The following is an 11,932-nucleotide window of genomic DNA, read 5'->3' on the forward strand; positions in this document are numbered from 1 at the left end:
CGGGGGGACATGACGAAGCATTCGGCGCGGGTACTGCGGGTACTGCGGGTACTGCGGAAACTGCCCCGTACCCTGCGCGAGGACCTCGCGACCACGGCGATCGATCCGAACGGTCAGCCGGGGAGACCGCGTTGGCTGGAGTGGCGGCCGGTGATCATGGTGCCGCTGGTGATGATCGCGGTGGGGGTGCTCATCGCGGGCACCAACCAGTACGCCTTCGACTTCGGGATGGGCGTTCAGCTCGGCCTCCTGCTCGCCGGGGTCCAGTCGGTGGCGATCATCGTCGCCCTGTACCGCCCGCTCCAGGCCTGGTGGGCGTCGATGCTCGCCACGGTGCTGGTCACCCCGTTCGCCGCGAACGTCGGCTCCGGGGTGCGATTCCCGTGGAACGGCGCGTTCCCCTGGAGCGGGGCCGGGATCGCGATGCAGGCCGGGGTGCTGTTCCTGCTCGCGCTGCGGCTGCGCCCCCGGATCGCCGCCGAGACCCTGACGATCACCGTGCTGGCGGGGCTCCTCTGCGGAGCGGCCACCCCTTGGCGCAGCGCCAACGACATCCGCATCGCCATCGGCGTCCTCGTCATTACGGTGGTGCTGGGCATCGCGCTGCGCGGCCTCGCGGTGGCCCGTACCCGGCTGGTCGAACAGGAGGAGCTCACCGCCGAGGAGCGCGCCAGACGCACCCTGCTGGAGGAGCGCAACCGCATCGCACGCGAGCTGCACGACGTGGTCGCCCACCACATGTCGGTCATCTCCATCCAGGCGCAGGTCGTCCCGCACCTGGTCGAGAACCCGTCCGACGAACTGCGGGAGAACGTCGAGGGCATCCGCAGGAACGCGGTCGACGCGCTCACCGAACTGCGCCGGGTCCTCGGTGTACTGCGCTCCGAGGACCCCCTGCCGCAGGCCGCGCGGCACGCCCCGCAGCCCACGCTGGAACGACTGGACGAGCTGATCGGCAACGCGCGCGGAGCCGGGGTGGAGGTCACCGCCGGGATCACCGGGGAGCCGCGTCCGCTGTCGCCGGGGGTCGAGCTGTCGGCGTTCCGCATCGTGCAGGAGGCGCTCAGCAACGCGATGCGGCACGCACCGGGGGCCCCGGTGCGGGTGGAGATCCGTCACCGGAGCTCCGGGGTCACGGTGCGGATCACCAACACCGCACCGGTCCGCCCCGCCCCGCCCACCACGGGCGAGGGCCACGGCCTGCTCGGCATGCGCGAGCGCGCCGCGATGCTGGGCGGAGAACTCGCCACCGGCCCCACCCCCGACGGCGGCTACGAAGTCACTGCGATACTGCCCGCACGGCCCACCGCCGGGCCCGTCGACCGCACCGACCTTGCGGATCCCCCCGATCCCACCGACCCTGCCGAGGAAACCCGATGACGGCCATCCGCGTACTGATCGCCGACGACCAGATGATGGTCCGGCAGGGCTTCACGGTGCTGCTGAACGCCGAACCCGGCATCGAGGTCGTCGGCCAGGCGGTGGACGGTGCGGACGCCGTGGAGAAGGTGGCCGAACTCGCCCCGGACGTCGTCCTGATGGACATCCGCATGCCCCGGCTCGGCGGCATCGAGGCGACCCGCGTCATCACCGGGGCCGACGGCGCCACCGTCAAGGTCCTCGTCCTGACCACCTTCGATCTCGACGAGTACGTCTACGAGGCGCTGCGCGCGGGCGCGTCCGGGTTCCTCCTGAAGGACGCGTCGGCCGACGAACTGGCCCATGCGGTAAGGGTGGTGGCGGAGGGCGAGGCCCTGCTCGCCCCGAACATCACCAAGCGGCTGATCGCCGAGTTCGCCCGGGTGAGCGCCGGTCCACGCGCCCCGCTCAGGGACCGCACCGGCGAACTGACGGAACGTGAGACCGAGGTCCTGGCCCTGATCGCACAGGGCCTGTCCAACACCGAGATCGCCACGCGACTCGTGGTCGCCGAACAGACCGTGAAGTCCCATGTGGGCCGGATCCTGTCCAAGCTGGGTCTGCGCGACCGGACCCAGGCAGCGGTCCACGCCTACGAAACGGGCCTGGTGCGCCCGTCCGGCTACTGAGCCGGCTCCACAACACGACCCGAACAGCACAGCACAGCACAACGCAACCGGCGCGGCGTCCGCGCCCGTCGCTCGCTCCGGCATGCCCGGAGGACGGCGGGTACGCCACCACCCGGAGGCGTACGACCCGGGACCACCGAGCGGCCGAGGGCCGCCCGGCGAGTCGTCGCGCCCTCCGGACCACGGCATCGAGCCGTCTCCGTGCACGGTCCGACCGATTCCGTATCCGACCGAAGGAACCGAAGAGTCCATGGGCACCACACTCGTCATCACCAATGACTTCCCGCCGCGGCAGGGCGGCATCGAGACCTTCGTGCACGCGATGGCCACCCGGGTGCCGGACGACGACGTGGTCGTCTACACCTCGCACGAGCCCGGGGACACCGCCTACGACGCGAGCCTCCCGTTCCCCGTCGTACGGGATTCCAGCCGCACCCTGCTGCCGACCGGCCGGGTCACCCGCAGGGCCGTCGAGATCGCCGGGGCCCACGGCTGCGACCGGGTCTGGTTCGGTGCCGCCGCCCCGCTGGCCCTGATGGCGCCGGCCCTGCGGCGCAGCGGCGTACGGCGCATGGTGGCGACCACCCACGGCCACGAGATCTGGTGGGCGCGGACACCCGGTGCGCGCGGGCTGATGCGCCGGATAGGCGACGGCGTCGACGTGGTCACGTATCTGGGCCAGTACACCCGCGCCCGGATCGAGCCCGCGCTCGGCCCGCGGGCCCGCATGAGCCGGCTGGTTCCCGGCGTCGACGCCGAGGCGTACCGGCCCCGCGCCGGTGCCGGATTCGGCCCACGCGCCGAACCCGCCCCGCACGGCGGGCGCGTCATCCTCTGTGTGGCCAGGCTCGTTCCCCGCAAGGGCCAGGACACGCTCATCCGGGCCCTGCCGCTGATCCGGAGCAAGGTGCCCGACGCCGAGCTGGTGGTGGTCGGCCGGGGGCCCGACGAGGCCCGGCTGCGCAAACTGGCGGCGCGGTATGGCGGGGGAGCGGTCCGCTTCGTGGGCGGCGTCGCCCACACCGACACCCCGCCGTTCTACGCCGCGGCGGACGTCTTCGCGATGCCGTGCCGTACCCGGCGGGCCGGCCTGGAGGCGGAGGGGCTCGGGATCGTGTTCCTGGAGGCGGCGGCGAGCGGCCTGCCGGTGGTGGTCGGCGATTCGGGCGGCGCCCCGGATACCGTTCTCGACGGCAGGACCGGCCGGGTCGTGGACGGCACCGACCCCGCGGCGGTCGCCGAGGCGCTGACCGGGATACTCCTGGACCCCGACCGGGAGGCGATGGGCGCGGCGGGCCGTGCATGGGTCCGGGAGTCCTGGTCGTGGGACGCCTCGGCCCGCCACCTGACGGACCTCCTCACCCCCGTCGAGGAGGTGACGGCGCCCCTGCCGGGCGAGGAGTAGCGAGCCGCGCGGGGGCGGGTCGCCGGGGCGGTCCTCGATGGCGGCGTGGGTCCGGCGGCGGGAGCTGCGGTGATCGGGTGGAGGTTCCGGGCCGGCGGCTGTCGTTCGGGCGTCGGTGTCGCGTGAGGTTGGGCCGTTGGCTTCGATGCGGCCAAGCATGGAGAAGCCATGCTGGGCCATTGGTCCATAGGGTCAGGGCTGATTTGAACCACTAGTCCCCCAGGTGCTGAGATGGGGATGTCAATGGCGCTGCGGGTTCCCCCAGGGATCTCTGCGGCGCCTTTCTCATGTCTGCGCTGGTCCGTGCGCGAAAGGGACGGGGTAACTTGCTGAAGAAGGTGTTCGTCGCACCCGATCCGGGGCGGATCCGGCTGCGGTTCGCGTCCCGGGCCGTGCTCGGCATCGGGCTGGCCGTCGCGTTGTGCGGGGCGTTCGGGCACTCATTGGCAGCGGCCGTCACCGGTGGCCTGGCCGCGCTGCTCGCACTGTTCACGGTGACCGACCCGACGGTGCGTGGGCAGGCGATCACGACCGCGCTTCTTCCCGTCGTCGGTCTCCCGGTGCTCACGCTCGCCGCCGTGCTGCACGATGTGCCCGTCGCGCGCGACCTGGCGTTCCTCGCCGTCGTGGGGGCAGGGGTGTACGCGCGGCGGTGGGGACCTCGCGGGCACGCGTTGGGGGTGTTCGGCTTCATGGCCTATTTCTCCGCCCAGTTCCTGCACACCGTGCCCGGCCGGCTGCCCGAGCTGTACGCGGCCGTGCTGCTGTCGCTCGTCGCGTCGTCAGTGGTGCGGTTCGGGGTGTGGTGCTACGAGCGACGGCTCACGGTGCCCGTGGCAGTCGCCCTCCCCGCCGGGGCATCGGGACTCGGCCGGATCACGACACGGCAGGCAGTGCAAGCGACGTCGGGGGCGGGGTTCGCGCTCGCGGTCGGGCAGGTGCTCTCCGATCAGCGTTGGTACTGGGCGGTCGGCGCCACCTGGTGGGTGTTCGTGGCCACGACCTCGCGGGGCGAGGCCGTCGTGCGCGGGTTCAGACGATTCCTGGGGACGGTGCTCGGGATCGGGCTGGGCTTCGCCGTGGCTGTGCCGCTGCACCACGAGCCGGTCGTGGCCGCCGTGGTGGTGGCCCTGAGCGTGTTCGGAATCTTCTATACCGCCGCTGTTTCCTACACCTGGATGATGCTGGCCGTGACCGTGATGGCGAGCATGCTGTACGGGCTGCTCGGCGTGCTCGACGCGGATCTGCTCGTGCTGCGGGTGGCCGAGACGGCGGTCGGGGCGCTCGGTGCCGTACTGGCCGTGCTGTTCGTGCTGCCGGTGACCACGCACGCGGTGACCGAGGCGTGGGTGGAGCGGGCGCTGCGGTGCGTGCACACGTGCACGGCGGAGGCCGCCGCCCGGATCGCCGGGAGCGAGGAAGCCGACCCGCCCCGGCGCGTTGCCGAACTGGAGGCGATCCTCGGCCGGGTGCGCCTGTCGCTCGCGCCGCTGGAGCATCCGCTCAACCCGCTGAAGGCCCGCAAGCGACGGGCGCGGCAGGTGCTCGCGCTGCTCGACGACTGCGCACGCGAGGTGCGCGGCCTGGCCTCCGTCGCCGCCGATCCGGAGGCCTCGCACGATGTCCGGCTCGCCGCGGCCTGCTGGCGTGTGGAGGCTGCCGTGGAGGCCCTCACCGACGCACCGGCCCTCGGGCGGGAACCCCGACCCGACAACGCGACGGCCACGGAGCCCGCAGGCGTCGAACCGGTGCTCGCCCATCTTCATGCGCTGGAGCGGGCCCTGCTCGAACTCGCGGTTCCCCTGCGGAGGGCAGGCCGCATTCCGGCCGACGCCTGAGCCCTCGCCCGCGGCGGGATGGCCGAGCCCTCCCCGGCGGCTCCGGCAGCCGAGGCACTGGTCTGGACCTTACGGCTGACTGCTACCGTCGCCCCGGAAGATCACGACGGTACGGGCCGCCGTGGTCGGTCGGCTGAGAGGGGCAGTGCGGTGACTGACAGTGCAGCGGGCAGCGGCGACGGCGCGGTGCGGGCGTTCATCGGGTCGTTCACCTCGGCGGGCGGACGGGGAATCACCGTCGCCGCCGTGGACCGGGAGACCGGGGCGCTGACCGTTCTCGGTGCCACGGACGCGGTGCCCGACCCCTCGTATCTCGCCCTGGGCCATGGGCCGGGGCCGGGCGGCGGCGCCCTCTACGCGGTCAGCGAGACCGAGCCCGGTGCGGCAGCCGCCCTGGACGTCACCGGCGACGTACCGGAGCCGATCGGCGAGATCCACCCGGTGGACGGCGACGGACCGACCCATCTCGCGCTCGCGGGCGGTCATCTGCTCACCGCCAACTACGGCTCCGGCAGCGTGAGCGTCCTGCCCGTGAGGCCGGACGGGTCCCTCGGCCCGGCCACCGCCGTGTTCCGGCACGAGGGCAGCGGCCCGGACGCCGACCGGCAGCGGGGCCCGCACGCCCACCAGGTGCTGCCCGACCCGTCGGGGAACTGGGTGCTCGGCGTGGACCTCGGGACCGACTCCGTACGGATCTGCGCGCTCGACACGACGACCGGGGCGCTGCGGCTGCACGGCGAGACGGCCCTGCGGCCGGGCACCGGCCCGCGCCACCTGGCCTTCCACCCGGCCGGCGGCCACGCCTACGTCCTGAACGAACTCGAACCGACCGTCACCGTGTGCAGGTGGAACGCGGCCGCGGGCGTCCTGGAGCCGGTGGGGGAGACCTCCGTGCTGCCCGCGACGCGGACGGCGGACGGCGAGCCGGCGACGTACCCCTCCGAGGTGGTCGTCTCGCACGACGGGCGGTTCCTCTGGACCGCCAACCGGGGCCACGACAGCATCTCGGTCCTGGCGCTCGACGCGACCGGCGAGCGGGCGACCCTGGTCACGACCGTGGACTGCGGCGGGCACTGGCCACGCGACCTCGCACTCGACCCCACCGGCCGTCGGCTGTACGCGGCCAACGAGCGGTCCGGCGACGTCAGCTGGTTCGACATCGACCCGGAGACCGGCATCCCGCGTCGCGCGGGCTCACTGGCCGTCCCCGCAGCGTCCTGCGTGATCTTCGCCTGACCCCGCGCCGCGCACAGCACGAACGCCGGACGGGCCCGGTTCTCCGGGCCCGTCCGGCGTTCGTGCACCGTCCGGCTGCCGGGCGCACCCGGCACGGGGTCAGTGCGCCTGGGCGCCCTGAGGCGCGACGGGCGTGATGCCGAGCGTCGTCATGTACATCGACAGCACGAGCTTGCCGATCGCCGGGTACGCGCCGAGCGGCTCGGCCGTCGCGCAGCCCGCCTCCTTCGCGGCGGCGTCCAGCAGACCCTCGGCCACCTCCGGACCCACCAGGTACGGGGCCAGCGCGAGCTGCGCCGAGCCGGAGCTCGTGAGCTGCTCGGCGATCGACGCGACCGAACCCTCGACGTCGAGCGCCGCGGCCATCACCGGAACCGCGAGCCGGGCGGCCAGCAGCATGCCGGTGATCCCGGCGGCCTGCACGGCCTCGTCGCCACCCACCGTGGCCAGGACGATGCCGTCGGCGGCCGTGGCCACCGTGAAGAGCCTGGCGCGGTCGGCACGGGCCAGACCGGCCTCGGAGAGCCGTACGTGCAGTGCCTCGGCGAGCAGCGGGTGCGGGCCGAGCACATCGGTCAGCTCGACCTGCGTACCGCTGTCCATCACGGCCTGTCGTATCCGCCGGATCAGGGCGCTGTCCGGCCCCGCGAGCAGCGGCACGACGACGGCGGACGGCCCCTCGGGCGCGGCGACCTCACGGCCCGCGGCCTGCGCCTGCTCGTAGCGCGCGACACGCTCGGCCGCGCAGTGGGTGAGTACGGCGGAGAGCGTCGGGTACTCGGCATCGTCGCTGTCGAGGTAGCCGATCCGGGCGTTGAGGCCGGGCAGCTCGGAACGGGCGATGCTGATCACCTCCTCGGCCAGACTGCGCGTGGCCGGGGAGGGTGTACCGGGGACGGCGAGAACGAGCGCGGCAGCGCCCTCGGGTGCGACCACGGGCTCCGGGCGGCGGTGCCGTCCGGACTGGCGAGGTCGCGGCATTCGTACAGGCAGGCCGGAAGCGGGCCCAGTGGGGGTGCTCATGGCGCCGCATGCTACTGGTTTTGGGTGCGGCTCTGTTCGGGGAGGGTCCGGACAGGCGTTATCTGTCCACTTTTATCCGATGAGTGGCTTACTGGTCTACTGTCCTGCTCTGTCGCCACCTACTCGGGCTTGTCCTCAGGTCCCTCACCAGGCACCCGGAGCAGCGTCGGGTGGCGGGGCAGCCGCAGATCCCCGGTCGCCAACGCCCGGGCGATGGACAGCGCGCCGGCCAATGGATCACCCGAACCGGGGACCGCCCGTGCCTGCGGAAGCTGTCGGGCCAGCTCCTCGCGCAGCGGTACGAGCAGCGGATCGCCCATCCGGAACAAGCCGCCCGTCAGCGCCACTTCGCATGGTTCGCCGTCGGCGCCCGCCTCCGGGCACACCGCGGCGGCCGCCTCCGCGACATGTGCCGCGGCCTCCCGCAGAATGCCCGCGGCGACCGGATCGTGCCCGGCGCACGCGGCGACCTCGGGCGCGAACGAGGCCAGCACGGCAGGCCGGTCGGTACGCGGATAGAGCAGCCCGGGAAGCTCCGGTGCCGGCCCGAACACCGCCTCCAGCCGGGACAGCAGAGCGGCGGATCCGCCGCGCCGCCCGTCATGGGCACGCATGGCCGCGTCGAGTCCGGCCCGGCCGATCCAGGCCCCGCCGCCGCTGTCGCCCAGCAGATGCCCCCAGCCGTCGGCCCGGCGCCAGCTCGTCAGGTCCGTGCCCAGCGCGATCATGCCCGTGCCGGCTGCGACGACCGCCCCCGGGCGCTGGCCGACCGCCCCCGCGTACGCGGTCACGGCATCGGCGGCCAGCGCCAGCCGCCGCACCCCGAGCGCGCTCTCCAGCGCCGAGGGCAGCTCCGCGCGCAGCTGCCCGCCGAGCGTCGCCATGCCGGCGGCACCGATCGCCACGGCGTCGATCCCGGCGCCGTCCTCGCCGCCGCACCGCTCCAGCAGCCGGCGGGCGGCGGGCAGCAGTTGTTCCAGCAGATGGGCCGCGTCGATCCCGGCCGCTCCGGTGCGCACCGGAGCGGCGCAGTCCGTCGTCGCCAAGGGCTCTGACGGGCCGACGACGCCCAGTGCCACGCGCAGCCCCGAACCCCCCGAGTCCACGCCGAGCACGTACGGACCCGATGCGGCCGCCGCCTCGTCCGGACGCACACCGGCGCCGGTGCTTTCCGGTGATCGTCGCGGTGAGCTCATGGGCCGACTCCAGGGAGGAAGACGAATGACGGCGGCAGCCTATCCCCCGTACCGCGAGAACGGGCCGGGGGAGTGCGAGTTCGGCGGCCCGGACCGGGTTCGGGCCGAGGGCGTGGCGTTTACGCCGGTAGAGTGACCTTCCGTGGCACCACGACCGTTGAATGAAGTAGTCGAGCCCGGCTGGGCCGAGGCACTCGCCCCCGTGGCCGGACGCATCGCCGCGATGGGCGATTTCCTGCGTGCGGAGGTGGCGGCGGGACGCACCTATCTGCCGGCCGGAGCGAACGTTCTGCGCGCGTTCCAGCAGCCCTTCGACGACGTACGCGTCCTGATCGTCGGTCAGGACCCCTACCCGACACCGGGGATGGCGGTGGGGCTGAGCTTCTCCGTGGCCCCCGAGGTCCCCCAGGTGCCCGGCAGCCTGGAGAACATCTTCCGGGAGATGCACACGGACCTGGGACTTCCGCGGCCGTCGAACGGTGACCTGACGCCCTGGACGCGACAGGGCGTACTGCTGCTGAACAGGGCACTCACCACGGCGCCCCGCAAACCGGGCGCGCACCGCGGCAAGGGCTGGGAGGAAGTGACCGAACAGGCCATCCGGGCCCTGGCCGCACGCGGCAAGCCGCTGGTGTCCGTGCTGTGGGGGCGCGACGCCCGCAACCTGCGGCCGTTCCTCGACGGCTACCCGGCGATCGAGTCCGCGCACCCCTCGCCGATGTCGGCGGACCGCGGCTTCTTCGGCTCGCGCCCGTTCAGCCGTACCAATGAACTCCTGCTGCGCCAGGGGGCCCAGGCCGTCGACTGGCAGCTGCCGTAGGCCCTGTCGGCCCCGGTCGTGGCCCCGGCCCCTCCGTGGAGCCGGGGCCACGCCTCCTTCCCGTCGATGCGCCGGCCGGTACGGTTCAGGACCCGTCGCGGACCGTGCCGGTGAACACCGGCCCTTCCTGCGGCTCCCAGGAATCGCCGTAGGTCATCAGCTGCATCCGCAGTGATTCCTCGGGCTCCTCCAGCGCGTCGCGGACCGTGGGCACGGTCACCTCGGCACTCGGCTTCCCGGCGGGAACCACGGCCAGGAGGAACGCCGGCTCCGCCACCTCGGACAGGGGCCGGGCCGGGTCGGGCGACTCGCCGAACGTGTCCCGCAGCCACGGTCCGTCGACGTCCACCGTGGACAGTTCCGTACCCCGGCCGACCGGCTGGACCGCGAATCCGGCCGAGTCGACATCGACATCGGCGACCGCGGAGAGCGAGACCTTCCAACGCAGGCTCTGCCCCTCGGTGACCTGGTCCGCGACCGGCTTCACCTCGATCGTGGGCATCGGATCGTCGTTCCGCACGGTCACGCCCCCGAGGTGGGAGCCCACGACTGCGCCCCGGGCCGCCTTGACGAACGCGCTGTGCGTGATGTCGTGGCCGAAGCGGGTGTTGCCCCGCACCTCGACCGGCACATCGATGTCATGGCTGCCCGGACGCACCGTCACCGTCCGGTGGCGGGGCCCGTCCGCGCCCGGCCCGGTGACGAACAGCCGGACCTGTCCGCTGCCGCGCCCGGAGACGGTGACCGGAACGCGGTAGGTGCGGACCCCGAAGTCGCCTTCCTCGACCTCCAGACGGCCGATGTCGACGCGCGGCAGCGAGGCCGCCCGGACCGCGGGTGTACCGGGGCGCCGGCCCCAGGCGTCCACCAGCCAGGCCCGCCCCGAGCCGCTTCCCGGAGTCAGCTCCAGGCTCTGCACATGCTTCAGGTCCACCTTGCTCCGCACGGCGGCGGAGAGCGGCACACGGATCTCGCGTCCCCAGTAGGAGGCGGTCCGGTCGCTTCCCGGCAGCCCGTCGATCCTCGCGCGGCCGAGCGTGGCCCGTCGGCCCGAGGTGTCGGTGAGGGCGATGTCCAGCCGGGTGCCGGTGGTGTCGGGCGGCACGATCACCCGCAGCGCCAGCGACTCGGCGCCCGCCACGGAGACCGGACGCGCGGGACGGATCCGCACCGCCCCGCCCGGCTTCGACCAGCGCATCGCGACCGCGTGACGGCCGGGCTCCCGCACGGTCTCCCACATGGCGAAGTGCGGGGAGACGGCGGCCCCCTCGGGCGGCAGACAGGCGCGGCGCGGATCGGGATCCACCTGCGCGCACACCCGGCCGCCCGTCACGGACATCGAGGTGTCCGGCAGGAACGCGGTCGTCGCCCGCGACGAACAGCCGGGCCGCGGCGGCGATGTACGTGGCCCCGGCGGCCTGCTGCGAAGCGGCGGTGAGCCGGGCCTTCCTGCCGGGCGTGCACACCGGGTCCGGCGTGCCGTCGTCCCGGAAGTCGTCTTCGGCGGGCGCCTTCGCCTGCCCCGGCGTCCACTCGCTGTTGAAGAAGTTGTGGTTGGCGCCGACCATGTAGACCGCGCTGTGCAGTGCGGCGCCACGGCTGACGCCCCGGGTGCCGTCGACGTAGATCTGGCCCTGGAGGTCGGACACGTCGCCGTCGCAGCCCGGCAGGATGGTCATGGACGGCACATCGGGGACCGGGTTCTGCCCGAAGACGGTCGGGCCGATCAGGACGGTGCCACGAATGCGCTAGCGCACCGCGCCGCGGTAGCCGTCCTGGTCCGCGGGCGGCCGGGAGAGGCTGTCGAGCGCGGCCCGGTTGACGCCTTCGCCGCCCCGGGAGTGGCCCACGAGCAGCACCCGGGACATGTCGGCCGGCGGTGCGGCACGCACGGCCAAGGGCGCTGCGGACCGCTGGGCGGCCCAGTCCGCCCAGCGGGCCAGATGCAGTCGCACCAGGGACGAGCGCGCCTGGGCGCCACCGTCGCCGGCGCTGTCGTCCTGCCCATTGATCCCGTTGGCCGAGACGGACACCGTGACGTAGCCCTGGGAGGCCAGGAGCTTCTGGTCGCGCAGATAGCCCTGATGGCTCGGCACCGGACGCGTGCCCGCCGCGCAGGGCCAGGAGATGCCCTGGTCGCCCTTGGCGTTGAAGCACGTGTAGTGACGGCCGTGCAGGAACAGCAGAGATCCCTGGGCCCCCGCTCCCGGAGGACGGAGAGCGAAGCCCAGGGGTTGCCTCAGGCCGCGTCACATCGCGCGGAACTGCTGCTTCGGGGAGCCGAGTTGGTTCGATGGCCAGGAGGAACCGGCCCAGTGGCGGCACGCGCCGACCCGGGTGCCGTTCGACCGGGCGCCGGCTGCGCC

At 73.4% G+C, this 11,932-nt stretch carries 8 protein-coding genes and 1 pseudogene; 6 read left to right on the forward strand and 3 right to left on the reverse strand.

Going from position 1 to position 11,932, the window contains the following annotated elements; genetic code table 11:
- The first annotated feature begins 9 nt into the window (after positions 1–9).
- The 5 genes from ACFYY1_RS19275 to ACFYY1_RS19295 all read left to right on the forward strand — a co-directional run bounded on the left by ACFYY1_RS19275 (position 10) and on the right by ACFYY1_RS19295 (position 6,527).
- Complete coding sequence (locus tag ACFYY1_RS19275) at positions 10–1,380, forward strand: sensor histidine kinase (protein ID WP_388586787.1); 1,371 nt, start codon at positions 10–12, stop codon at positions 1,378–1,380.
- Positions 1,377–2,048, forward strand: coding sequence for a response regulator (locus ACFYY1_RS19280; RefSeq protein ID WP_388586790.1), 672 nt, complete (start codon positions 1,377–1,379; stop codon positions 2,046–2,048). Before ACFYY1_RS19275 ends, ACFYY1_RS19280 begins: the two co-directional genes overlap by 4 nt.
- A gap of 250 nt (positions 2,049–2,298) precedes the next feature.
- Positions 2,299–3,453, forward strand: a complete 1,155-nt coding sequence (locus ACFYY1_RS19285) for a glycosyltransferase family 4 protein (protein ID WP_388586793.1) — start codon at positions 2,299–2,301, stop codon at positions 3,451–3,453.
- 326 nt (positions 3,454–3,779) lie between these two features.
- Positions 3,780–5,291: an FUSC family protein gene (locus ACFYY1_RS19290; RefSeq protein ID WP_388586795.1), complete on the forward strand. Its 1,512-nt coding sequence runs from the start codon at positions 3,780–3,782 to the stop codon at positions 5,289–5,291.
- 150 nt (positions 5,292–5,441) lie between these two features.
- Positions 5,442–6,527, forward strand: coding sequence for a lactonase family protein (locus tag ACFYY1_RS19295; RefSeq protein WP_388586798.1), 1,086 nt, complete (start codon positions 5,442–5,444; stop codon positions 6,525–6,527).
- Between the two features lie 99 nt (positions 6,528–6,626).
- Here ACFYY1_RS19295 and ACFYY1_RS19300 read toward each other — a convergent pair whose 3' ends face one another.
- Complete coding sequence (locus ACFYY1_RS19300) at positions 6,627–7,550, reverse strand: sirohydrochlorin chelatase (RefSeq protein ID WP_388586801.1); 924 nt, start codon at positions 7,548–7,550, stop codon at positions 6,627–6,629.
- A 119-nt stretch (positions 7,551–7,669) separates the two neighbouring features.
- On the reverse strand, positions 7,670–8,746 hold the full coding sequence (locus ACFYY1_RS19305) for an N-acetylglucosamine kinase (RefSeq protein ID WP_388586804.1): 1,077 nt from the start codon (positions 8,744–8,746) through the stop codon (positions 7,670–7,672).
- Between the two features lie 142 nt (positions 8,747–8,888).
- Here ACFYY1_RS19305 and ACFYY1_RS19310 point away from each other — a divergent pair, with 142 nt between their 5' ends.
- Entirely contained in the window at positions 8,889–9,566 is a 678-nt protein-coding gene (locus tag ACFYY1_RS19310; protein WP_266735092.1) for a uracil-DNA glycosylase, read from the forward strand.
- Between the two features lie 85 nt (positions 9,567–9,651).
- On the opposite strand, the pseudogene ACFYY1_RS19315 reads toward ACFYY1_RS19310, so the two are convergent.
- Positions 9,652–11,891: pseudogene (locus tag ACFYY1_RS19315) on the reverse strand (hypothetical protein).
- Between the last annotated feature and the right edge of the window lie 41 nt (positions 11,892–11,932).

It is taken from the genome of Streptomyces sp. NPDC001890 (assembly GCF_042891445.1).
Lineage (GTDB): Bacteria > Actinomycetota > Actinomycetes > Streptomycetales > Streptomycetaceae > Streptomyces.

What these genes read in the sequence shown, in the direction of transcription:
- ACFYY1_RS19275 (WP_388586787.1), top strand. Translation starts at nt 10, where the DNA reads ATGACGAAGCATTCGGCGCGGGTACTGCGGGTACTGCGGGTACTGCGG.
- ACFYY1_RS19280 (WP_388586790.1), top strand. Translation starts at nt 1,377, where the DNA reads ATGACGGCCATCCGCGTACTGATCGCCGACGACCAGATGATGGTCCGG.
- ACFYY1_RS19285 (WP_388586793.1), top strand. Translation starts at nt 2,299, where the DNA reads ATGGGCACCACACTCGTCATCACCAATGACTTCCCGCCGCGGCAGGGC.
- ACFYY1_RS19300 (WP_388586801.1), bottom strand. Translation starts at nt 7,550, where the DNA reads ATGAGCACCCCCACTGGGCCCGCTTCCGGCCTGCCTGTACGAATGCCG.
- ACFYY1_RS19305 (WP_388586804.1), bottom strand. Translation starts at nt 8,746, where the DNA reads ATGAGCTCACCGCGACGATCACCGGAAAGCACCGGCGCCGGTGTGCGT.